Genomic DNA, 21,289 nt, shown 5'->3' on the forward strand with positions numbered 1-21,289 from the left:
TGCAGATATGAGCGCCCCTCGCAGGCGGCTCTCCCGCCGGTCGCTCTTCTCCGGGCTCGGCCTTTCGGCCGTCGGCCTGACCGTCCTCGGCAGCGGCAACGCCGCCTCCGCACATCCCCACGGGCACTCCCCGAAGCCGAAAGGGAAGAAAGTGAAGATCACCAAGCTGGCCGAGGGCCTGCTGTTCCCCGAAGGTCCCGTCGCCCTCCCCAACGGCGACGTGCTCGTCGTGGAGATCCACCGCAAGACCCTCACCCGGATCCGCCCCGACGGCACCACCTCGGTCGTCGCGGAGGTCGGCGGCGGGCCCAACGGCGCCGCGCTCGGCCCGGACGGGAAGGTCTTCGTCGTCAACAACGGCGGCATGTACCGGTTCGAGGTCAACGGGTACGCCTTCGCGGGCGGCACCCCGGCCGACTACGTGAGCGGCAGCGTCCAGGTCGTCGACCTGGAGACCGGCGCGGTCGAGACCCTCTACACCAAGGACGACGACGGCCGGGACCTGCGCGGCCCCAACGACATCGTCTTCGACGCGCACGGCGGCTTCTACTTCACCGACTACGGCAAGACGGTGAACGAGGCGGCCGACACCGGCGTGCTCTACTACGCCAAGTCGGACGGCTCGTCCTGCAAGGCGGTCGGCACCGGCATGCAGGGCCCCAACGGCGTCGGCCTCTCCCCGGACGGGAAGCGCCTGTACGTCAGCGAGACCTACACCGCCCGTGTGTGGTGGTGGGACGTGACGGGCCCCGGCCAGATCGTCGGAGGCAAGTCGCTGGCCGGGTCCGGTGGGGGCAACTTCCTCTACACGGCCGCCGACTACGTCAACTTCGACTCCCTCGGCGTCGACGGCCACGGCAACGTGAACGTCGCGTCCATGGTGAAGGCGGGCATCTCCGTCGTCAGTCCCAAGGGCGAGCTCGTCGACTTCGTCGAGATCGACGTCGACGGCGACCCGGGCATCACCAACATCACCTGGGGCGGCAAGGACATGCGCACCGCGTACGTCACCGCCTCCAGCACCGGTCGCCTGCTCAAGATCGAGTGGCCCCGGCCCGGCCTCAAGCTGAACCACTACAAGGCCTGAGCCTTTCCCCGCGCGCCCGTGCCGAGCCCTTCCGCGGTTCGGCACGGGCGCGCCCCCGCGTCAGGACAGGCCGGGCTTCTCGTCGGTCCAGCCGATCTCCGTCACCACGCTGGCTCCCGACGTGCCGCCGTCGGCGACTTCGACGGTCTGGGTGGCCAGCGGCAGGCCGGTCTTCTCGTCCAGGATGAGCTGGTAGAGGACGTTGTCGGCGCCGTCCGCGTTCGTCGCGACGGACGGGCCCCTGCGGCCCAGCGGGTCGGCGATCACGCCGGTGGACTCGACGCCCGGCAGGCCCGCGAGCATTTCGTAGGCGGCGGCCCTGACCTCGGCCGTGACCGGCAACCTCATGATCATGTCGATGCCGGCCTCGAAGATGATCGTGTCTCGCAGTTCCTCCTTCTCGATGCCCGGCATCCGGTCGGCCAACGCGGCCTCCAGCCCGTCCGCGTCGGTCGGCAGCGCCCGGACCTGGTCCAGGGTGATCGGGCGCCCGCCGAGATCGCCGATCGAGTTCTTCGTCTTGATCGGCTCGACGGAGTGCTCGGGCTCGGACGTCACGGTCACGTGGCAGTCCTTACCCCCCTTGACCTTGACCTGTTCGCAGAAGCCCGGCGCCCACTCGACCCGCCAGCTCGTCGGGGATCCATCGGCCTCCCACGCGGACTTGTCTGCCGGCGTGGCCGGGGCGTAGCCCGACATGTCGAACACGCGCCAGCCCTTGACCTGGGGAGACGCGGTGATCCAGGTCTCTGTCCGCATCGTCGCCTGGACGGTGTATCCCTTGGCGGTCTTGTACTTGAACGGCGCGTTCTCCGTCTTGGCCCGCCAGTAGCCGCCCTTCTCGGGCCGCTGCCGCACCTTCGACGACGCGGCCATCAGCACCGTGTCGGCGGGCAGCAGGACGGAGGAGTCGCCGGGCGCGATGGCGCCGGTGCCCGGGTCCTGCGGCGCCGTGAGGGTCGTGGTGGCGAGCACGGCGCCCGCGGCGACCGTGCCGATCGCGCCGATCGCGAGGCCGCGCCAGGTGAGGCGCGGCCCGCCGGACGGCCGTCCGCCCTCGGCGCGGATCAGCCGCTGGAGCCGGTGCCTGCCCGCGTCGCGGACCGACCGGTCGGGAGCCGGGACGGCCAGGGCGGTCTTGAGGTGTTCGAGGTCGTTCATCGGTCGGTCCCTTCCAGGGCGGTGCGGAGTTTGGCGCGGGCGCGGCTCAGGCGCGAGCCGACCGTGCCGTAGGGGATGCCGAGCGCCTGGGAGATCTCCTCGTGGCTGAGCTCGGCCAGCGCCACCAGGAGGACGACGTGCCGTTCGGCCGGTCGGAGCGCGGCCAGGGCGGCGGCCAGCCTGGGTCGCAGCCCCTCGGCCGTCACCGTGGCGACCACGCGTCCCTCGTGGCCCGGCGACGGAGGTTCGGCGGAGGTCCGGGACAGGGCCCGGTAGTACCGGGCCTCGGCGCGCCGGTGCCGCGCCACGAGGTTCGTGGCGATGCCGAACAGCCAGGCCCGCACCTCGCCGCGCGTGGGATCGAATCCGAGGCGCTGCCGGAACGCGACGGTGAAGGTCTCGGCGGCGACGTCCTCGGCGGCCTCCGGCCCGAGCCGCGCGGCGACATAGGCGTAGATGGCGTCGAAGTACCTGTCGTACACGGCGGTGAACCGCTCGGGATCCTCCCTGAAACCCGTGTCGGACCGCTCATCGATCGCCTGGGAGGTCATGGATCCACCTCGATGACCGTCATAGGGATCCTTTCGCCGGGGGCGGTTGTCACGAGTAGTTCGCCGAAGCCCCTTCGCGCTTTCCCGGGAGGCCGGAAATCCGGGCTGTGGATAACTCCGGAGCGGGATTTCCGGGTGCGATGATCGGGGTGGGACGCCGCGGACGGCGTCCGGTGTCGGGGGTTTCTGCTGGTGCGCGGCGCGCGGCGGGCGAGGAGACGGGGGTGTTCGGGGTGTACCGGGTGTACGGGGTGCTGCGGAAGATCTGGCGGACGCGGTGGATGAAGCGGCTGCACTGGCGGCTGCTGTGGTCGGCGAACGCGACGTTCATGTGCGGGATCACCGGGGTCGTCCGCACGGAGGACGGCAGGGTTCTGCTGCTGCGGCACAGGTTCTGGCCGGACGGCCGCCAGTGGGGATTCCCCACGGGCTATGCGAAAAAGGGCGAACGCCATGAGGACACCATCGCGCGCGAGGTCCGCGAGGAGACCGGCCTGACCGTCGAGGTGGGCCGCCTGCTGCAGGTGAACAGCGGCTACCGCCTCCGCATCGAGATCATCTACGAGGCGGTCCTCCGCGGTGGCCTGGAGTCCCTCGCCCTGGACCCGCGCGAGATCCTCGAGGCCCGTCTCTTCGCGCTGGACGAGCTCCCAGAGGCCATCCAGCCCGCCCACCGGCTCCTGGCCCGCCTCTGACCCCGCCCGGCGGTCGCGCGACGCCCTGGGGCCCTTCGGACGCGCGGCGCACGCCGGGCCCGTCGGGGCGCTCGGGCGACGGGTCAGGGGAGGTGGGCGCGGGTGGTCTCCACCAGGGGGTGGCGGGGGCCGAGGACGTCGATGCGGGCGGCGAGGACCGAGCGGATCTCGGCGCGGGCCTCGTCGGCCCGGCCGAGCAGGAGGATCACCAGCGCCAGCTCGAAACGGGTGGCGAGGGTGTCGGGATGGTCGGGACCGAGGATCGCGGTGCGCTCGCCGAGCAGGTGGCGGAAGGCGGGTTCCGCCTCCTCGTAGCGTTCCTGGCCGCTCATCGCCGTGACCACGCCGTGGTACGTGGCGAGGGTGTCGGGGTGCGCGGGGCCGACCGTGAGGAGTTCGGTGTGCCAGATGTCGCGGAACGCCTCCTCGGCCTCGGTGTAGCGGCCCTGCCCGGCGAGCGCCGCGGCGTGCCCGCGCAGCACGGCGAGGGTGGCGGGCGCCTCCGGGCCGAGCGTCCGCAGATGCTCCTCGAGCAGCTCCCGGTACAGGTCCTCGGCGGCACCGTGCCTGCCCTGCCCGCCGAGCGCCGCCGCGATGCCGCGCCGCATCGCGAGCCCGTCCGGGTCGCCGGGCGGGTACGCCGCCCCGTCGAGGATCTCCCAGTACGCGGCTTCCGCGTCGATCCACAGCCCGCGCCCGGCGAGCGCCGCGGCGATCTCCCGCCGCACCGCCACCGCCGCCGTGTGCCCGTACCCGAGCGCCCCCTCCAGCACCGCCAGACAGGCCCGTCCCCTCGACTCGGCCACCCGGAACAACCCGGCCGCGTTCAACCCCCGCAGGCACCGCGGCACCGCCCGCACCACCCCCTCGTCCACCCGCCACCCGCCACCCCCGTCCCGCACCGCCCGCCGCCCACGACCGAGATCCGCACAGTCGACACCCGCACGATCGAGTTCCACCCGCCCCGGATCCGCACGACCGAGTTCCGAACGCTCCGCATCCGCACGATCAAGCCCCCTGCGCCCCGCATCCGCACGATCAAGGCCGGTGCGCCCCGCGTCCGCTCGGTCGATGTCCGCGCGATCGAGATCCGTGCGCCCCGTGTCCGTGCGCCCCGTGTCCGTGTGGTCGGGATTCGTGCGGCTCGCGTCTGTGCGGTCGGGGTTCGTGCGGGAGTCGTCTGCGGGCGTGCCGGCATCCGGACGGTCGAGGTCGGTGCGCGCGGGGGCCGTGTGGTCGGGGCTCGGGCCGGGGCGGAGCGCGTCCGGGTGGTCTGGGTTCGTGCGCTCGGGGCTTGTACGGGCGGGGGCGGTGCGCTCGGGGCTTGTGCGGGCCGGGTCGGTGCGGTCGGGGTTCGTGGGGGAGGGGCTTGGGTCGGCGTGGTCGGGGTGGGGGAGGAGGGCGGCGAAGACGTGGGGGGAGAGGGCGCACCAGAGGGGCCAGGCGGGGGCCCGGTCGGGGTCGGCCAGGGCGTCGGCGGCGCGGATGAGGAGGGCGCGGGCGGCGGTGTGGAGGGGGTCGGGGGCGGGAGGGGCGGGGGGAAAGGGAAGGGTCAGGTGGAGCAGGGGGACTCGGGCGTCGGGCGGGGAGGGGGTGAGGAGGCCGTCGCGGTGGAGGGCGGCGAGGGCGGTCCAGAGGGACGCGCCGGTGATGTCCTCGAAGCCGGGGAAGTCGCGGAGGACCGCGGGGCGGAGGATCAGCGTGTGCGGGAGGGGGGCCGGTCCGAAGCACGCCAGGAGCGCGAGGAGCCTGCGCGTGTAGGGGGTCGCGTCCGCCGAGCCCATATGTCTGCCTTCCGCCTGATCGGGTGCTCTTTGCGGAGTGAGACTTAGCTGCCTGGGTTTCGGTTCACTTTTGGCTTTTCGCCGTGGTGAAACGGGGCGCGCGGAGGAAGGGCGCAAGCCCGTGCGCGCCCGGATGAAGGACGCGCACGGGCGCCGCCGCGGCGGCGCGGGGTCAGGCGTTCGCCGGGCGGGGACGGGGAAGCCTGGCGAGCCAGCTCCGGGTGCTGTGCGTGTCCGGGTGGTCGGCGCCCAGCACGTCGATGCTCAGTTCGAGGACCGCCTCGAACTCGCCGATCGCGGCGTCCTCACGGCCGCCGAGCGCCATCATCCGGGCGATCTCGTGCCGGGTGTTCAGCGTGTCGGGGTGCCTCTCCCCGAGCACCTGCGCCCGGATCGGGAGGATGGTGCGGTAATCCTCCTCGGCCTCGGCGTAGCGGTCCTGCGCGGCGACGACGTTGGCGATCTCGTGCCGGGTGCCGAGCGTGTCGGGATGGTGCTCGCCGAGCACCTGCTCTCGGACGGACAGGATGTCGCGGTACTTGTCCTCGGCCGCGGCGTACTCACCCTGCTGGGCGAGCACGTAGGCGATGCCGTGCCGGGTCGCGAGCGTGTCGGGATGCTCGGGGCTCAGCACCACTCTGCGCGCGGCGAGCACCGCGCGCAGCTCCTCCTCGGCCTCGGCGTGCCGCTGCTGCCTGGCCATCGCGAGCGCGATGTTGTGCCGGGTGGTGAGCGCGTCGGGCCGGTCGGGTTCCCCCAGCCGGAGCTGGACGGCCAGGATGCGCCGGAACTCGCGCTCGGCCTCGGCGTCGTCGCCCTGGCTGATCATCACCCGGGCGATCTCGTGCCGGGTCGGCAGCAGGTTCGGGTGGTCGGGTCCGGCCAGGCGCAGCCAGGTGTTCAGCACCTCGTGCAGCTGGGCCTCGGCCTGCGCCCAGTGCCCCTGCTCGGCCAGGACGCAGGCGATGTCGTGCCGGGTGGCGAGGGTCAGCGCGTGGTCGCTGCCCAGCGCGTCGAGGCAGGGTTCCAGGACGTCCTGGTAGGCGGCGGCGGCCTCGGCGTAGTGCCCCTGATGGGCCAGCGCGCGGGCGATCCCGTGCCGCAGCGCGAGCGCGTCGGGATGCTCGGCCCCGACGAAGGAGGCGAGCGATTCGAGTGAGCTGCGCGCCTTCGTCTCGGCGGGGTGGCTGAGCCCTGCCGCGTTCAGGTACCGGACCGCCATGACCGCCGAGGTCGACAGGTGCGCGGGGAACGGGTGGGCGGTCCGCTGGAGCGCTCCGAAGACGTGCGGGGCGAGCGACCCCCACGCGGGCCAGGAGTCGGGCACCTCCGGCGCCTTGAGCTGCGCCGTCGTGTGGACGAGCAGGGTGGACGCCAGGTCGAACAGCCCGGGAGGCGACATCGCCTGCCCGGTGTCCCGGACGATCGGGTGCAGGCTCAGCAGCGGCACCCGGGCGGCCTCCGGGTCGGACGGCTCGGCCATCGAGATGAGCCCGAAGTCCTGGAGCCCGATGAGCGCCGCCCAGAGGGCCTCGCCCGTGATGCCGGCGAAGTGCGGGGACTGCGCGAGCACCTCGGGGAGGAGGACGAGTTCGTAGGGGATGGGCGCTTCGGCGAAGCAGGCCAGAAGGCTGAGCAGCGGACGGCCTGCGCGATGCCCCGCACGGAGAGCAGGTCGAGCGACAGCGCCCAGGTCGCCCCGATGACGGCGCCGGCCGGGCGCGGCGTGAGGTCGTCGGTCGGGCCGACGGGAAAGGAGAGCGTCAGTACGCCGGCGTCCAAGGCGTCCCGATAGGCGTTGAACGTACGCAGCGCCGACGGGTCGGCGAAGGCGGGGCTGATCCTTCCGGTCCTGGCGAGGTAGGAGCCCGCAATGTGCAGGGCGAGGGGAAGGTTGCCGAGCCGTTCGGCGAGGACCGCCGCGCTCTCCCGGTCGCCCGAGCGGCTTCCGGCGAGGTCGATCAGCACCTGCCCGGCGTCGTCGTTGGAGAGCACGTCGACGGGGTGGAGGGTGCACCAGTCGGCCCAGGTGTCCTCGCCGCCGTCGCGGGAGGTGACCACCACGAGGCCCTGCGGGGAGCGGATGGGACGCAGCCAGCTCGTCCCCCAGCTCAGCCGGCGTCCGCCGATCCGCAGCACGTCGGCGTCGTCGGCGTTGTCGACGATGAGGAGCCAGCGCCGCGGGTGCGCGTCGAGGCGGTTCCACAGCAGGTCGGGGTAGTTGGCGGTGTCGAGCTGGTCGGTGGACAGGCCGAGGGACCGGGCCAGGGTGCGCAGCCCCGTGTAGAACTGCTCGTTGTCGACCGCCGACAGCCACCAGACGTCCGTGTGCGGGCTCACCCTGGCGGCGAGCTCGGCCGCGATGCTGGTCTTGCCGCAGCCGCCCATCCCGTGCAGGACCCTGACGCGTTCCGCGCCCTTCCAGCCCGAGACGAGGTCGTTGAGCAACTCGTCGCGGCCGCGCAGGGGGTGGCCGGCCCGCAGCGGGGCGGTGATGGGGGTGAGGTCCTCGGGCTTCGGCTCGGGCGGTGTGAACGCGAAGGACGTGCTGCCGGTGATGGCCCCGATGTTCACTTGACGGCTTGCGCCGTGCGCCTCTGGCGAGAATTCGGTCATCAGAGTTGGAAGGTCGGGTTGCCTTCGAGATGGGCGATGTTGATTTGCCGTGACTCGTCCTGCGCGTTCGCGTTAATGGCCGCCACGGGAAAGTCGTTGCGGGCGGCGGGCCGCGCGGCGTCGGCGCCCGGATCCGCGACGGCGGTCTCCGCGGTCTCGTCCGTTTCCTGCGCACTCGCCGCCACCTGCGCGGACGTCCCGCGCCTGGCCAGGCCGCGGCCGACCCTGGCACGGACCACGGTCCAGCCGTCCTGAGTCGCGGCCTGAACGACGGCGGTTCCGCCCATGGCGGCCAGTGCGGCGGTCGCCTCGGTGAGCATCTGGAACTCCTCTGGTGCTGATTCCCGACATGCGTGGTTCGGACTGTTCTTTACCATCATGGGCGCCAGTTGTAACTCTCATACCAGAATGCAACGAAATTTCCAGACATTGCGAAAATTCGCCTGCTTTTCGGTCGGCGGAGGCCCTGGAAACGGAAGGCGTCGAACCCGTCCTCGGGGTATTGAAGATCCACATCCGCACAGTTCGCCGAGGGGGTGATCACCGACTGCCCGCTTTCTGGCGGTCGGTCCAGAGGTGTCCGGAATATTTGCACCGGGCTCGGCCGCCCCCGGGCATGGCCCGCCGGACCGCGCGATCGGACCATCCGGACATGGCTCCGGGCGGTCTTCCCTACGGGTTTGATACGCCTGTCTCAGCAGATGAGAAAACCAGGGTGAGGGGTCACAGGGGGGTATCGGTAGACTCTGGGAGTCAAGCTTTGCACTCGAACCTGTAGGAGCGCCGCCTGTGGCTCTTGTCGTGCAGAAGTACGGCGGCTCCTCCGTCGCCGACGCCGACTGCGTGAAGCGGGTCGCTCAGCGCATCGTCGCCACCAAGAAGGCCGGTAATGATGTCGTCGTCGTGGTCTCCGCGATGGGCGATACGACGGACGAGCTGATCGACCTCGCCCAGCAGGTGTCCCCCCTTCCGCCCGCGCGGGAGCTGGACATGCTGCTGACGGCCGGGGAGCGGATCTCCATGGCGGTCCTCGCCATGGCCATCGCCAACCTCGGACACGAGGCCAAATCGTTCACCGGCTCCCAGGCCGGCGTGATCACCGACGGTTCGCACGGCAAAGCCAAAATCATCGACGTCACGCCGGGCCGGCTCCAGAACGCGCTCGCCGACGGCTCGATCTGCATCGTCGCGGGGTTCCAGGGCGTCTCCCAGGACTCCAAGGACATCACCACCCTCGGCCGGGGCGGGTCGGACACCACGGCGGTCGCCCTCGCGGCGGCGCTGGACGCCGACGTGTGCGAGATCTACACCGACGTCGACGGCGTGTTCACCGCGGACCCCCGCATCGTCCGGACGGCCCGGCAGATTCCGCGCATCTCCTACGAGGAGATGCTGGAGCTCGCCGCGTCCGGTGCCAAGATCCTGCACCTGCGCTGCGTCGAGTACGCGCGGCGCTACAACATTCCGATCCACGTGCGGTCCTCGTTCAGCCAGAAGGAAGGCACTTGGGTCGTCGCGAGCACTGAGGGGACCCAGGTGGAGAACGCGATCATCTCCGGCGTCGCGCACGACCGGAGCCAGGCCAAGATCACGGTCGTCGGCGTGCCCGACAAGGTCGGCGAGGCCGCCGGGATCTTCCGGCTGCTCGCCGAGGCCGAGATCAACCTCGACATGGTCGTGCAGAACGTGTCGGCGGCCGCCACCGGCAAGACCGACATCTCCTTCACGCTGCCCGCCGCCGACGGCCAGGCCGCGCTCGCCGCGCTGAACAAGGCGCAGGAGCGGATCGGCTTCGACTCCCTGCGGTTCGACGACCGCATCGGCAAGATCTCCCTGGTCGGCGCGGGCATGCGCTCGCACCCGGGCGTGACCGCCACCTACTTCGGCGCGATCGCCGACGCGGGCGTGAACATCGAGATGATCTCCACCTCGGAGATCCGCATCTCGGTGATCGTCGCCCAGGACGACATCGACACCGCGGTCGCCGCCGCGCACCGAGCTTTCGACCTCGACGCAGACCAGGTCGAGGCCGTCGTATACGGAGGTACCGGCCGATGAGCCGCAAGCCCACTCTCGCCGTCGTCGGCGCGACCGGTGCCGTCGGCACCGTCATGCTCGACATCCTGTCCACCCGCGAGGACGTCTACGGCGAGATCCGCCTGATCGCCTCGCCCCGCTCCGCGGGCAAGAAGCTCACCGTCCGCGGTGAGGAGGTCGTGGTCCAGGCCCTGGCCCCCGAGGTCTTCGACGGCGTCGACATCGCCATGTTCGACGTCCCCGACGAGGTCTCCGCGGTCTGGGCGCCGATCGCCGCCGAGCGCGGCGCCGTCGCGGTGGACAACTCCGGCGCCTTCCGGATGGACCCGGACGTGCCGCTGGTCGTCCCCGAGGTGAACCCGGACGCCGCCAAGGCGCGGCCCAAGGGCATCATCTCCAACCCGAACTGCACCACCCTGTCGATGATCGTCGCGCTGGGCGCGCTGCACCGGCAGTGGGGCCTTGCCGAACTCGTCGTCGCCTCCTACCAGGCGGCGTCCGGCGCGGGCCAGGAGGGCATCGACACCCTCTACTCCCAGATCGAGAAGATCGCCGGCAACCGCGAGCTGGGCCAGCGCGCGGGCGATGTGCGCGCGGTCGTCGGCACCGAGGGCCCGTTCCCGGCGCCGCTCGCGCTGAACGTCGTGCCGTGGGCGGGCTCGCTCAAGGACGGCGGCTGGTCTTCGGAGGAACTGAAGGTCCGCAACGAGTCCCGCAAGATCCTCGGCCTGCCCGGCCTGAAGGTCTCGGCGACCTGCGTGCGGGTCCCGGTCATCACCACCCACTCGCTGGCCGTCCACGCGGTCTTCGGATCAGAGGTCGACCAGCGCGAGGCCCAGGCCGTCCTGGCCGCCGCCCCGGGTGTCGTGCTCAGCGACAACCCCGAGGCGTACGAGTTCCCGACCCCGAACGACGTCGTCGGCACCGACCCCACCTGGGTCGGCCGCGTCCGCCGCTCGCTGGACGACCCGAAGGCGCTCGACCTCTTCCTGTGCGGAGACAACCTGCGCAAGGGCGCCGCCCTGAACACCGCGCAGATCGCCGAGCTCGTCGCCACGGAGTTCACCTCCTGACGCGACGGCCGAGCGCCGAACCGTAGACGGCCCGTTCCCGGATTCCCGGGGGCGGGCCGTCGCCTTGCCGGGCCCTGGCCGACCCGTAACACCGCCTCGGACCGGGCCGCCGTACGGCCTGCGGGGGCGGTGTGGAGAAGGGTGAGGAGGCTCATCGTGGTCAGGGGCGCGGCCTGGCGGCCGATCGTCCAGGTGACGCCGCGTTCCCGCAGCGCGGGGCAGGGCGGCTCCCCGGTGAGCCAGTCGCGGACCAGGGGGGCGAACTGGTCGCGGGCGAGCAGGGCGAGGGCGGTGGCGTACTGGTCGTCGCCGACGAGCGCGCGCAGGTCCCGGCGCAGCGCGGCGAGGAAGCGCCGCTCGGGCAGCCCGAGCCGGTGGATGAGCTGCCGCGCGCTGAGCCGCCGCTCGTCCAGAGCACGGGCGGCGTGCCTGGTGTACCGGGACGCGTTCAGCTCGGCCGCCACGAGGTCGGTGAATCGCCGGTGCACCTGGGCCTGGAGCTGGTCCACGAAGGCGTCGGCTTCTTCGGTCATGACACACCGCCCAGATAGGAGTCGAGGAGGTCTTCCTCGCTGACCGTCGTGTGCGCGCGGGCGCGCGCCACGTCGAAGGCGCCGGCGAGGACGCTGCGGAGCTGCTTGATGGAGATCCCGGATCCTCCCCGGGACGCCATGGCCGCCATGTACGCGTCGACGAGCGGACGCGGGAACTTCGGGCTCCCCTCGTCGGGCGGCCTTTCGCGGACGAGCTTCCAGCCGTCCTCCGGGTCGAGGGTGCGCAGCTCCAGGGGGACCGTGCGCAGCCCGTACCGGGAGGTCAGGGCGTCCGCCGCGTCCGTCTCGTCGGTGCAGATCTCGGCCATGAAGACCAGCCCTGGACGGCCCAGGTACCTGTAGTGCTGGAGCTCGGAGGCCAGTTCGGAGGGAGGGAGCAGGACGAGGACGAGTCTCCTGTCCTCCTCGTCCTGGGCCAGCAGGAGGTCGCTCAGCGCCGCGTACACCAGGTCGGGCGGCCCGGATTCCACGGTCCGGCCGAGGAACTCCGCGACGCGCAGGGCGACCCGCCGGGCGACGAACTCGACCCGCTGCTCGACGGGCAGCGCCTCGAAGGTCGGCGGCACCTGGTCGGTGAAGTCGATGATCTCCGCCTGGAAGGCTCCCGAGGTCTCGCCCATCCGGCGCAGCCAGGACGCGCAGCGGTGCATCAGCGCGGTCTTGCCGCTCCCGGACGGCCCTTTGAAGACGCACAGCCAGCCCGTCCCGAATGGGTCGCCGGAAAGGGCGCCGGTGAACTGCTCATAAGCCTGGAAACTATGGTCTACCGCTACATAATCCCCCTCATGCGACGCACGTCGCCATGGGCACAGCGGCAGATGCCCGGCTTCGGGCGAGGTGTCGAACGGGTTCCTGCGGTTCATCCCTGAGGGGGTCGCGTCCATACCGGCTCACTCCTCATCTCTCGGCGGGACAGCAGCGGATGCTCCATCCGGGCGGCGAGCCGCGCGGTGTGCCGTACGAACTCGTCGAGCGCGCGGTGGGTCTCGGCGTGCCTGGCCCGCCGCTCCTCCGGGCGCAGCCTTGTCCAGCCGCTGGTCAGCCCGGGCCCGAGCGGGCCCTCCTGAAGGTGTTCGAGCAGCCTGCGCGGCCAGCGCCAGCAGGGATGCCTGCTGATCACGTGCTCCAGTTGCCAGCCGAGATCCTCATGGCAGAGGCGCAGCTCGGCCGTGGAGGGGGTGGAGTGGGCGGTCAGCCGCAGGTCGAGCCACTGCTCGCCGGCGTGCCTGAAGGCGTGCGCGGCGGCCAGGAGCTGGCGCGCGCGCTCCCGGTTGCGGTCCTGGGCGCGCGGGAACTCCTTGGCGGCCAGCGTCAGCAGCGCGCCGACGATCAGCGGGAGGAGCACTTGGAGCAGGGATTGCATGGGGCACCGCCGGGGGATGCGCGGGGTCACGGCAGCGGAGTGTGTTTTTCTGTCTCTTCCCTTATCCGTGGGAAAACAATCCAGTCATGAGACGGGAGGTGGCGATCACGGTGCGGACCGTCGGCCCGAAGAGGTAGACATGGACCATGAGTGACGACAGGTGGAAGAAGCGGTTCCGGGCCGCCCGGGTGAGTCTGCCGGGCTGGGCGCGCGAGGCCCCGCAGCGCGCGGTGTTCCGGTCGAACGCCAGCGGCACGTGGGAGATCTACACCTGGGACAGGGACACCGGTGAGCAGCGGCAGGCCACCGACCGTCCCAACGGCACGGTGGCGGGCGCGCTCGAGCCCTGGGGCCGGGAGCTGTGGTGGTTCGCCGACACCGACGGCGACGAGTTCGGCGTGTGGCTGAAGCAGCCGTTCGAAGGCGGCGAGGCGGTTCCGGCGACCCCCCTGGAGCCGTCGTATCCGGCGGGTCTGGCGATCGGGCGCAGCGGCCGGGTCCTGGTGGGCAGGTCCGGCGCGCACGGTTCGTCGGTCCACCTCGTCGATCCCGGAGCTGAGGCCGTCACGCTGTACGAGCACGCGGAGAACGCCTACCTGGGCGGGCTCTCGCGCGATGAGGACCTCATCGCGATCGGGCACAGCGAGCACGGCGACAGCAGGCATCCCGCGCTGCGGATCCTGCGCCCCGACGGCACCGTGGTGGCGGATCTGTGGGACGGCCCGGGCAAAGGCGTCGGGCCCTCGGGTTTCTCGCCGGTGGTGGGCGACCCGCGGCTGCTGGTCGACCACGAGCGGCGCGGCAAGGAGGAGCTGCTGCTGTGGAACCCGCTCACCGGTGAAGAGCGGGAACTCGTTTTCGACCTGCCGGGGGAGGTGGGCGCGAGCTGGTTCCCCGACGGGCGGAGCCTGCTGGTCTCGCACGGCTACGAGGCCCGTGACGAGCTGTTCCGCTACGACCTCGCGACGGGCGAGCTGATCCGGATCGACACCCCGCGCGGCGTCATCGGCGGCGCGACGGCCCGGCCGGACGGCACCGTGGAGTTCGCGTTCACCTGCGCGGCCGAGCCGCCCGTCATCCGGTCCACCACCGGCGCCGTCGTGCTGACCCCGCCCGGAGAGGCCGCGCCGGGCTCCGTCGCGGTCGAGGACGCCTGGGTGGAGGGCCCCGGGGGCCGCATCCACGCCCTGGTCTCCAAGCCGGAAGGCGAAGGCCCGTTCCCCGCGGTGTTCGACGTGCACGGCGGGCCCACCGCCCAGGACGTCGACGCGTTCAACCCGAACACCGCGGCGTGGGTCGACCACGGCTTCGCCGTCGTCCAGGTGAACTACCGGGGATCCACGGGCTACGGCTCGGCCTGGCGCGACGCGCTGGAGGAGAAGGTCGGGCTCATCGAGCTGGAGGACGTCAAGGCGGTCCGCGACTGGGCCGTGGAGACCGGGCTCGCCGACCCGTCCAGGCTCGTCCTCGCGGGCGGGTCCTGGGGCGGGTACCTGACCCTGCTGGGCATCGGCACCCAGCCGGGCGACTGGTCGGCGGCGGTCGCGGCGGTGCCCGTCGCGGACTACGTGGCGGCCTACGAGGACGAGATGGAGGCGCTCCAGGCGTTCGACAGGTCCCTGTTCGGCGGGTCTCCGCAGGAAGTGCCCGACAAGTACCGCGAGTCCTCGCCGATCACCTATGTCGAGGCCGTCGAGGCGCCCGTCCTGATCCTCGCGGGCGAGAACGACCCGCGCTGCCCGATCCGGCAGATCAATAACTACCTGGACGCTCTCGGCAAGCTCGGCAAACCCCATGAGGTCTACCGATACGACGCGGGCCACGGGTCACTGGTCATTGAAGAACGCCTCAAGCAGGTGGAAGCGGAGATCGGCTTCGCCATGAAATCCCTGAACATGTCCTGACTCGGGCGTTGTTTCGGTAGTACTTCGCAGGGGATCTCCTCGCTCGTCCTGAGGGGGGAGATCCATGAAGCGCACGGGCCTTTTGGCGACTGTCGCGGCATGCGCGGGCGCCATCGTGGTCACGGGCGTCGTCGCCTATTCCGGGCGGGAGCCGGACCTCGTGGTCCGGCCGTCCGCACCGGTCGTGCAGCAGGTGGCCCCTGCGGTGAACTTCTTCGAGCGGCTCACCCATGAGTCCGTCGACGCCGAGCTCACGGCGGCCGGCGTGGCGCGCAGATCGAGCGGCGCGTGCACCGATCGCACGCGCCGCGGCTGCACCTCCTACGAGGGACTGCGGCGCGGCACCCTGGACGGGCTGCTCCGCTTCGTCCGCGAGAGCGGCTGCCCCGTCACCGTGTCGGGCGGCACCGAACTGGGTCACCAGAAGATGATGTACGGCCATGAGAACGGCTACAAGGTGGACATCATGCCCACCGATTGCGTCGATTCACATATCTACCGGACCATGACGAAGGTCGGCAGCCGCAAGGACTCCTCACCGATGTACCGGGGCCTGCGGACCGGGGAGCTCTATGTGGACGAGCGCCGCGACCACTGGGACATCTTCTACGGCCCTGAGTGGTGCGCGGAGAAGATGGTCCGGCTCAGGCGCGGACACTGCGAATGATGTCGACGAGTTCGCGGGTGACCGAGCGGAAGCCCGGCAGCCGCGACATCGACACCATCTTCTGGACCAGCGGGACGGTCCGGTCGACCAGGAGATAGGTCTTGCGGCACCCGGGCGAGTCGTCGTGCACCCAGTAAAGGACGATGCCCATGGAGTACAGCCAGAGCAGCTCTGGCAGCTCCTGCCGGAAGTCCGGGTCGAGCCGCAGGTCGCGGGAGCCGTCCACGACCTCGCGGTAGATCGCGACCGCGGCGGACCGGGCCGGCCCCGACTCGGCGCTGAACGGGCTGAGCGGGCTCGTCGGCTCGGCCGCCAGCTTGAAGAACTTCCCGGCGAACTCGTGGTACGGGACCATCGTGTCGACCCGGGCGCGCAGCACCCCGAGCAGGCGTGGCGCGAAGTTCGTCTCGGCGGCCAGGACGGCCCGGCTCGTGGCCATGTGCGAGACCTGGAGCTCGTCGTAGTACGACTGGATCAGCTCTTCCTTGGAGCCGAAGTAGTAGTAGGCGTTACCGACCGACACCCCCGCCTCCTTGGCGATGGCCCGCATCGTCGTCGCCTCGTAGCCGTGCTGGCGGAAGAGCCGCAGCGCCGTCTGGACGATCAGCTCCCGGGTCTGCTCCGACCGCCCGGTGGCCTTCGGCTCGCTCACGCCCCTTACTCTAGGCCGCCGCGAAGGGTCGCGGTGTCCGGCCGGGATCGCGGGTTCAGGTGCCGCTGGAGGCCGCGGGGGCGTCCGGCCTGCCCTCGCGCAGCACGTCCTGCCAATGGCCCCGGTCGTAGCGGGCGGGGGCGGTGCCGCGCAGGAACTCCCCGACGACCTTGGCGAAGCGGGCCGGGTCGTGGTGGTGCGGGAAGTGCCCGGCGCCCTCGAAGACCTCGAGGCGGCTGCCGGGCAGCGCGGTCCTGGCGACCTCGGCGTGCGCGGCCGGGATGATCGGGTCGCGGTCGCCCCAGATGACCAGGGTGGGCAGCTCCGCGGCGAGATAGCTGCGGTCCAGCATGGTGATGGCCTGTCCGGAGATGTCGGCGGCGCCCCGGACCGTGCGCAGGAACGCGCGCCTGGCCTCGGGATCGGCGAACCTCGCGTACCTGGTCATCATGTAGGCGAGGTCGGGGCCGAGCCCGACCCCGCCGAGCAGCCGCAGCACGGGTTCGGCGGCTAGGACGGCGTGCCGCACCGGCGCCGCCGAGATCAGTTTCAGGGTGCCCGCCGCGCCCGGCACGGTGGCCAGCCGGACCGCGGGATGGACCTCGGGACCCATGCCCGCGCTGGAGACCAGCACGATCCGCTCGCAGCGCTCGGGGAACTGGTAGGCGAACTGCATGGCGACGCCGCCGCCGAGCGAGTGCCCGACGACGCTCACCCGGTCGATCCCGAGCACGGTGAGCAGGTCGCGCATCCCGCACGCGTAGGCGGCGACGGCGTAGTCGGCGCGTGGTTTGTCGGACTCGCCGTGCCCGAGGAGGTCGGGCGCGATCACCGTGTGGTGCTCGGCCAGCTCGTCGAAGATCGGGAGCCAGGTCTCGGAGCTGTCGGCGAGGCCGTGGATCAGCAGCAGCGGAGGCCCTTCGCCCGCAATCCGGAGGGCCCGGCGATAACCATGCACTTCACGGAACCGCAGATCGACGGTCATGGGGGAAGCCTGACCGGGTGGCGTTACCTGGATGCTTCCGCTGTGTAAGCGGTATGTGACACAACGAGATTCACTCGGGGTTGAGCTGCCTGTGGACGACTTTCGCGACGCGTTCGATGGACGTGATCCCATAGGCCATGGAGGGATTGCCATGGGTCAGCACCACGATCATGTAGTCGCGTTCCGCGCCGTCGAACGCGCCCAGGCTGTGCACGCGCCAGCCCAGCGTGCTGCGCGGCAGCCAGCCGTTCTTCACGTGCACCTTGACGCCTGAGGGCGCGCCCGCCGGGGTGCCCCAGCGCTGGCCGCCCACCACGTCGTTCATCAGTCCGAGCAGATAGCGGCGGGAGGCGGCCGTCAGCACCTCGTCGTCGTCGCGGGTGAGCATCCGCAGCAGCCTGAGCTGGTCGAACGCGGTGGTCTGGGTGAGCCCCCAGTAGCCGCTCGGCCCGAGCGTCGTCGCGTCCATGTCGACGTCGTTGAGGAGCTTCTGGATCCGGGTCCTGCCGAGCCGGCTCCACAGCGTGGACGTGGCGTTGTTGTCCGAGCGGGTGATGGCCGCGCGTGCCAGGGACTTCTCCTGCGACGTCAGCTTGCGCTTCTCCTTCTGCGCGGTGCGCAGCAGCGCGGCGACGACGGCGACCTTCACCGTGCTCGCGGTGTCGTAGCGCCTTCCGGTGCCGAGGTAGCAGCCGAGCCCCCGGTTCCGGTCGTACACGGCGACGGAGATGCTGCCGGAGCGGCCGCGCACCGCGGCCTGGAGCTTGGGGCCGAGGCGTGCCGCGAGGGCAGGGTGGTCCTCGGACGCACAGACGGGCTTGGCGGCGGCGGTGGCCGGGGCGGTCGGGATCAGGGCGAGGACGGAGGCGGTGAGCGCCACCGCGGCGGTCGTCCTGCCGAAGAACGTGGGAGCGTGCACGGTTCGTCCCCCTCGTACTGGGAGGAGGCACACTCTAGTGATCACGCGGTGCGGTGGTCCAGACCACTGGCCCGGGGAGCGGCACAGGTCACTTTCCCGCGCGGGGATCCGGCGGGCCGCCGTGTGCGTCGAAACGCCTGTTCCAGGCAGTGCCCGAAATCGCCGGGCACGCGGTCCCTGGTGTTCGGGACACCGCGGGATTAGCGTTCCGGACGACACCGACGACTCTCGAAGAGGTTGATGATCATGCGCAGGATCGCGCTGTCCGTCATGGCCCTCGCCGTGGCGGGGCTGGGCCTCACGGCCTGTTCCGGCGGCGACCGCTGGTGCGAGCACGACGCCACCGACCAGGTGGTGGCCGACAGCTACTGCGAGAAGAACACCCCGGGCTACGAGTGGGAGGACGATTCCTCCTCGTCGCACTCGACCAAGACCAAGAAGAAGAAGAAGCACTGACGCCACCGGGCCCCGCCGCGTCCGCGACGGGGCCCGGCGCCGTGCTCAGCAGTTGTTCGGCACCGGCTTGCCGGTGAACCTGTCGTCGAGCCACGCGGTCACGTCGCCCCGGGCCAGGGCGTCGGTCGTCAGGTGCTCGCCGGCGTAGTCGTTCTTGAACTGCGTCGGGATGCCCGCCGCGCAGTACAGCCGCCGGGTCTCCTCCTGGGTCTCGACCGGAATGATCTCCTCGAGGAGGCCCCGGTACTGGAAGGTCGGGAATCCGATCTTCCACGTCGCCGTCGAGGCGGCGCCGCCGATGCCCACGCCGAGTTTCTGCGCGTCCACCGCCTGGCCCCAGGTCAGGCCGGACGCGTCGCCGAGCGCGTAGAGCTGCTCCAGCGAGTACTTCGCGGTGGTGAAGTTCTCGACCTTCTGCCCGGTGAACGCCGAGAGCGTCCCGAGCAGGCACTTGGACTTCACGTCCGCGACGGCCTGGCGGCCCCGGTCGTTGAGCAGCGCGGTGAAGGGAAGGCTCGGGTAGGCCTCGCCCAGGCCGACCACGGCATCGGCGAGGAACCCGGCGAACAGGCCGCCGTTGAGCTTCGCCGCGGTCATCTTCAGGTCGCCGGGCACACCGCCCGCGGCGGCCCCCACGACCTTCAGCTCCGGCGCGTAGGAGGCGGCGACCTGCGCCGCCCACAGGGACGCCGCGCCGCCCTCGGAGTATCCGGCGACGCCCACCGGCCCGTCGGCCCGCAGCGAGCCGAACGGGATCCGGCGGGACGCCCGGACCAGGTCGAGCAGGGCATGCCCGGCGTTCTGGCCGATCATGTAGGTGTGCACGGCGCCGTCGATGTACCCGACGCCGTCGGTCGCGGCCACCGCGAACCCGGCCTTGAGGAACGACGCGACCTGCTCGCCCTCGTACATGTCCTGGTAGTCGCCCGCGAGCTGCTTGGAGAAGGCGCACTGAGGGCCGGAGCCGAGGGTGCCGGGGTTGAACGCGACGGTGGGCCGCGACCCGCCCTTCGTCCAGGACGCCGACGGGACCGCGACCGTCCCCGTCACCGGGACCTTCGCGCCGCGCAGGTCCGTGGACACGTAGCGGACCTGGTAGGCGGTCATGGAGATGTTGCCGGGCACCTCGGAGAGGGTGACGCGGCGGCAGGCGAGCAGCTCGCCGACGGGCGCGGTGATCGTTCCCGCGGCCGCGAAGATCTGCTTCTCCGAGGCCAGGCAGAGCAAAGGCGCGGCGGCCGCGGGGCCGGTCGCCGTCAGGGTCGAGGCCGCGGCCACGAGGGCCGCGGCGCACAGGGATCTGAGTCTCATGGAGTCTCCAGGGGTGGGGGAACCGCGTCTCGAATATCGGCCTGGACCCCGTGGCCTCCTACACGGCCGAATGATGAATGCGCGGGGCGCGATTGTGCGCCGTGGACGGACGGGACGGCGTCGGCGCAGCTCAACGCGCAGTTCTCCGGTGTCTTGTCCGATGGTGAGGAGTGCGCTTCGGAAGGCGTTGCGGCACTGAGTTAACCTCGCCCGGCCGACGAATTAGCGTCCTGAGGGTGGGCGGTGCTGACGAGTGCGAGGAACTGCTGGACGAGCCCTGGCGGGCCGTCCCGGCGAGCGAGGCGCGGTGGCTGCGCCCGCATGTCCCGCACCTGGTCCAGCGCATGTCCGCGGCGGTCCGGCGGCAGGTGCCGGAGTACGGACGGCGGGACGACGACGTCTATGGAAAGGTCGTCGAACAGGCGTCGACCCGGGCCGTCCACCATTTCCTCGATCTGATCGAAGATCCTTCCGCGTCCTGGCGCGAGGTGCACCAGACCTATTTCGACATCGGTTACGGCGAGGCGCTCGAAGACCGCGGTCTGGAACACCTCCAGAACGCGCTGCGGGTCTCCTCACGCGTCGCCTGGCGGCTCCTCGCGGAGGAGGCCGAGCGGCACGGGAAATCGCGGGCGCTCATCGCGCGGCTCGCCGAGGCGAATTTCGCCTATCTCGACGCGCTCGCCTCGGCCGCCGCGCACGGGTACGCCAAGGCCACCGAGAAGGCCGCGGGCGAGCGGGAACGGCGGCGGGCCCGGCTGATCGGGCTGCTGCTCGCCGACCCGCCCGCGCCCGCGGAGGCCGTCGAGGAGCAGGCGGTGCGGACCGGATGGCCGCTGCCGCAGCTGCTGTCGGTCGTGCTGCTCGTGCCGCGCAAACAGGTCGCCGAGGGCCCGTCCGGGCTCCCGCCGCAGCTGTTGAGCGGCCACGACGAGGGCAGGCCGCTGCTCGTCGTGCCCGACCCGGACGGCCCCGGCCGGGCCGCCGACCTCGCCGCGACCCTCGCGGGCTGGACCGGCGCGATGGGCCCGGCGGTCCCGGTCGCCGAGGCCGCGACCTCGCTCCTGTGGGCGCGCCGCACCCTCGACCTCGTGCTCGCCGGGACCGTTTCCGGACAGCCGACGCGCCGCGCCGGGTTCGTCGCGAAGGCCGAGGACCACCTGCCCCGGCTGCTGCTGCGCGAAGGCGGCGGCCTCGTCTCCCGCATCGCCGCACGCCGCCTCGCGCCGCTGAGCCGGGCCGGGTCGAGGCAGGCGCCGAGACTCGCGGAGACGCTGCTGGAGTGCATGAAGAACGGCTTCAACGCCACGGAGGCGGCGGCCGTGCTGAAAGTCCATCCGCAGACCGTCAGGTACCGGCTGGCGCGGCTCCAGGAGCTGTTCGGCGCCGACCTGGAGGACCCGCGGACCCGGCTGGAGATGATGCTGCTGTTGCATGTCTGGATTGATGAGTTCCAAGGGGATAAGTCCTAGAC

21 protein-coding genes are annotated in these 21,289 nt (G+C 71.5%); 9 read left to right on the top strand and 12 right to left on the bottom strand.

The window, feature by feature from the left end:
- The first annotated feature begins 7 nt into the window (after positions 1–7).
- Positions 8–1,087 carry an SMP-30/gluconolactonase/LRE family protein gene (locus tag EDD29_RS42320; protein WP_211360169.1) on the top strand — a complete coding sequence of 360 codons (1,080 nt, stop codon included), beginning with the start codon at positions 8–10 and terminating at the stop codon, positions 1,085–1,087.
- 60 nt (positions 1,088–1,147) lie between these two features.
- Here the strand turns inward: EDD29_RS42320 and EDD29_RS42325 are convergent, their stop codons facing one another.
- Both EDD29_RS42325 and EDD29_RS42330 read right to left on the bottom strand, forming a co-directional pair.
- Positions 1,148–2,248 carry a CU044_5270 family protein gene (locus tag EDD29_RS42325; protein ID WP_123669754.1) on the bottom strand — a complete coding sequence of 367 codons (1,101 nt, stop codon included), beginning with the start codon at positions 2,246–2,248 and terminating at the stop codon, positions 1,148–1,150.
- Positions 2,245–2,799: an RNA polymerase sigma factor gene (locus EDD29_RS42330; RefSeq protein ID WP_123669755.1), complete on the bottom strand. Its 555-nt coding sequence runs from the start codon at positions 2,797–2,799 to the stop codon at positions 2,245–2,247. Before EDD29_RS42330 ends, EDD29_RS42325 begins: the two co-directional genes overlap by 4 nt.
- A gap of 224 nt (positions 2,800–3,023) precedes the next feature.
- Here EDD29_RS42330 and EDD29_RS42335 point away from each other — a divergent pair, with 224 nt between their 5' ends.
- Positions 3,024–3,494 (top strand): NUDIX domain-containing protein, encoded by a 471-nt coding sequence (locus EDD29_RS42335; protein ID WP_246053297.1) that lies wholly within the window; start codon positions 3,024–3,026, stop codon positions 3,492–3,494.
- A gap of 83 nt (positions 3,495–3,577) precedes the next feature.
- Here EDD29_RS42335 and EDD29_RS47955 read toward each other — a convergent pair whose 3' ends face one another.
- The 4 genes from EDD29_RS47955 to EDD29_RS42355 form a co-directional block, all read right to left on the bottom strand.
- The gene (locus EDD29_RS47955; protein ID WP_123669757.1) at positions 3,578–5,278 is read right to left on the bottom strand and encodes a tetratricopeptide repeat protein; all 1,701 of its coding nucleotides are present in this window, start codon (positions 5,276–5,278) and stop codon (positions 3,578–3,580) included.
- 172 nt (positions 5,279–5,450) lie between these two features.
- Positions 5,451–6,761, bottom strand: a complete 1,311-nt coding sequence (locus EDD29_RS42345) for a tetratricopeptide repeat protein (RefSeq protein WP_342774486.1) — start codon at positions 6,759–6,761, stop codon at positions 5,451–5,453.
- Positions 6,716–7,894, bottom strand: a complete 1,179-nt coding sequence (locus EDD29_RS47510; RefSeq protein ID WP_123669759.1) for an NB-ARC domain-containing protein — start codon at positions 7,892–7,894, stop codon at positions 6,716–6,718. The genes EDD29_RS42345 and EDD29_RS47510 overlap by 46 nt, the downstream gene beginning before the upstream one ends.
- Positions 7,894–8,214: a hypothetical protein gene (locus EDD29_RS42355; protein ID WP_123669760.1), complete on the bottom strand. Its 321-nt coding sequence runs from the start codon at positions 8,212–8,214 to the stop codon at positions 7,894–7,896. Before EDD29_RS42355 ends, EDD29_RS47510 begins: the two co-directional genes overlap by 1 nt.
- A gap of 469 nt (positions 8,215–8,683) precedes the next feature.
- Between EDD29_RS42355 and EDD29_RS42360 the strand changes: the two genes are divergently transcribed.
- The 3 genes from EDD29_RS42360 (at position 8,684) to EDD29_RS42370 (ending at position 11,555) form a co-directional block, all read left to right on the top strand.
- Positions 8,684–9,952, top strand: coding sequence for an aspartate kinase (locus EDD29_RS42360; RefSeq protein WP_123669761.1), 1,269 nt, complete (start codon positions 8,684–8,686; stop codon positions 9,950–9,952).
- On the top strand, positions 9,949–11,004 hold the full coding sequence (locus EDD29_RS42365) for an aspartate-semialdehyde dehydrogenase (protein ID WP_123669762.1): 1,056 nt from the start codon (positions 9,949–9,951) through the stop codon (positions 11,002–11,004). The genes EDD29_RS42360 and EDD29_RS42365 overlap by 4 nt, the downstream gene beginning before the upstream one ends.
- A gap of 131 nt (positions 11,005–11,135) precedes the next feature.
- Positions 11,136–11,555, top strand: coding sequence for a hypothetical protein (locus EDD29_RS42370; protein ID WP_123669763.1), 420 nt, complete (start codon positions 11,136–11,138; stop codon positions 11,553–11,555).
- Here the strand turns inward: EDD29_RS42370 and EDD29_RS42375 are convergent.
- Positions 11,534–12,442 carry an ATP-binding protein gene (locus EDD29_RS42375; protein ID WP_148086282.1) on the bottom strand — a complete coding sequence of 303 codons (909 nt, stop codon included), beginning with the start codon at positions 12,440–12,442 and terminating at the stop codon, positions 11,534–11,536. The two genes, EDD29_RS42370 and EDD29_RS42375, sit on opposite strands and share 22 nt — an antisense overlap.
- Positions 12,418–12,921, bottom strand: coding sequence for a hypothetical protein (locus EDD29_RS42380; protein WP_148086283.1), 504 nt, complete (start codon positions 12,919–12,921; stop codon positions 12,418–12,420). The genes EDD29_RS42375 and EDD29_RS42380 overlap by 25 nt, the downstream gene beginning before the upstream one ends.
- A 146-nt stretch (positions 12,922–13,067) precedes the next feature.
- On the opposite strand from EDD29_RS42380, the gene EDD29_RS42385 reads away from it, so the two are divergent.
- Together EDD29_RS42385 and EDD29_RS42390 are read left to right on the top strand one after the other, a co-directional pair.
- A complete protein-coding gene (locus tag EDD29_RS42385) occupies positions 13,068–14,825 on the top strand; it encodes a S9 family peptidase (RefSeq protein WP_123669766.1) in 1,758 nt (585 codons plus the stop codon).
- A gap of 64 nt (positions 14,826–14,889) precedes the next feature.
- Positions 14,890–15,492 (top strand): hypothetical protein, encoded by a 603-nt coding sequence (locus EDD29_RS42390; protein WP_148086284.1) that lies wholly within the window; start codon positions 14,890–14,892, stop codon positions 15,490–15,492.
- Here the strand turns inward: EDD29_RS42390 and EDD29_RS42395 are convergent.
- The 3 genes from EDD29_RS42395 to EDD29_RS42405 form a co-directional block, all read right to left on the bottom strand.
- Entirely contained in the window at positions 15,470–16,144 is a 675-nt protein-coding gene (locus EDD29_RS42395; RefSeq protein ID WP_123669768.1) for a TetR/AcrR family transcriptional regulator, read from the bottom strand. The genes EDD29_RS42390 and EDD29_RS42395 overlap by 23 nt on opposite strands.
- 55 nt (positions 16,145–16,199) lie before the next feature.
- A complete protein-coding gene (locus EDD29_RS42400) occupies positions 16,200–17,129 on the bottom strand; it encodes an alpha/beta fold hydrolase (protein ID WP_123669769.1) in 930 nt (309 codons plus the stop codon).
- A gap of 70 nt (positions 17,130–17,199) precedes the next feature.
- Positions 17,200–18,048 (bottom strand): serine hydrolase, encoded by an 849-nt coding sequence (locus tag EDD29_RS42405; RefSeq protein ID WP_246053298.1) that lies wholly within the window; start codon positions 18,046–18,048, stop codon positions 17,200–17,202.
- 246 nt (positions 18,049–18,294) lie between these two features.
- On the opposite strand from EDD29_RS42405, the gene EDD29_RS42410 reads away from it, so the two are divergent.
- A complete protein-coding gene (locus EDD29_RS42410; RefSeq protein ID WP_246053299.1) occupies positions 18,295–18,504 on the top strand; it encodes a hypothetical protein in 210 nt (69 codons plus the stop codon).
- Positions 18,505–18,549: 45 nt separating this feature from the next.
- On the opposite strand, the gene EDD29_RS42415 is transcribed toward EDD29_RS42410, so the two are convergent.
- Positions 18,550–19,815 carry a lipase family protein gene (locus EDD29_RS42415; RefSeq protein ID WP_123669771.1) on the bottom strand — a complete coding sequence of 422 codons (1,266 nt, stop codon included), beginning with the start codon at positions 19,813–19,815 and terminating at the stop codon, positions 18,550–18,552.
- Positions 19,816–20,051: 236 nt separating this feature from the next.
- Here EDD29_RS42415 and EDD29_RS42420 point away from each other — a divergent pair, with 236 nt between their 5' ends.
- Complete coding sequence (locus EDD29_RS42420) at positions 20,052–21,287, top strand: PucR family transcriptional regulator (protein ID WP_246053300.1); 1,236 nt, start codon at positions 20,052–20,054, stop codon at positions 21,285–21,287.
- Positions 21,288–21,289 lie beyond the last annotated feature (2 nt).

It is taken from the genome of Actinocorallia herbida (genome assembly GCF_003751225.1).
GTDB classification, from domain to species: domain Bacteria; phylum Actinomycetota; class Actinomycetes; order Streptosporangiales; family Streptosporangiaceae; genus Actinocorallia; species Actinocorallia herbida.

Coding starts and splice junctions, on each gene's coding strand:
- EDD29_RS42320 (WP_211360169.1), top strand. CDS start 8: ATGAGCGCCCCTCGCAGGCGGCTCTCCCGCCGGTCGCTCTTCTCCGGG.
- EDD29_RS42325 (WP_123669754.1), bottom strand. CDS start 2,248: ATGAACGACCTCGAACACCTCAAGACCGCCCTGGCCGTCCCGGCTCCC.
- EDD29_RS42330 (WP_123669755.1), bottom strand. CDS start 2,799: ATGACCTCCCAGGCGATCGATGAGCGGTCCGACACGGGTTTCAGGGAG.
- EDD29_RS47955 (WP_123669757.1), bottom strand. CDS start 5,278: ATGGGCTCGGCGGACGCGACCCCCTACACGCGCAGGCTCCTCGCGCTC.
- EDD29_RS42345 (WP_342774486.1), bottom strand. CDS start 6,761: ATGGCCGAGCCGTCCGACCCGGAGGCCGCCCGGGTGCCGCTGCTGAGC.
- EDD29_RS47510 (WP_123669759.1), bottom strand. CDS start 7,894: ATGACCGAATTCTCGCCAGAGGCGCACGGCGCAAGCCGTCAAGTGAAC.
- EDD29_RS42355 (WP_123669760.1), bottom strand. CDS start 8,214: ATGCTCACCGAGGCGACCGCCGCACTGGCCGCCATGGGCGGAACCGCC.
- EDD29_RS42365 (WP_123669762.1), top strand. CDS start 9,949: ATGAGCCGCAAGCCCACTCTCGCCGTCGTCGGCGCGACCGGTGCCGTC.
- EDD29_RS42375 (WP_148086282.1), bottom strand. CDS start 12,442: ATGGACGCGACCCCCTCAGGGATGAACCGCAGGAACCCGTTCGACACC.
- EDD29_RS42380 (WP_148086283.1), bottom strand. CDS start 12,921: ATGCAATCCCTGCTCCAAGTGCTCCTCCCGCTGATCGTCGGCGCGCTG.
- EDD29_RS42385 (WP_123669766.1), top strand. CDS start 13,068: ATGAGTGACGACAGGTGGAAGAAGCGGTTCCGGGCCGCCCGGGTGAGT.
- EDD29_RS42390 (WP_148086284.1), top strand. CDS start 14,890: ATGAAGCGCACGGGCCTTTTGGCGACTGTCGCGGCATGCGCGGGCGCC.
- EDD29_RS42400 (WP_123669769.1), bottom strand. CDS start 17,129: ATGACCGTCGATCTGCGGTTCCGTGAAGTGCATGGTTATCGCCGGGCC.
- EDD29_RS42410 (WP_246053299.1), top strand. CDS start 18,295: ATGCGCAGGATCGCGCTGTCCGTCATGGCCCTCGCCGTGGCGGGGCTG.
- EDD29_RS42415 (WP_123669771.1), bottom strand. CDS start 19,815: ATGAGACTCAGATCCCTGTGCGCCGCGGCCCTCGTGGCCGCGGCCTCG.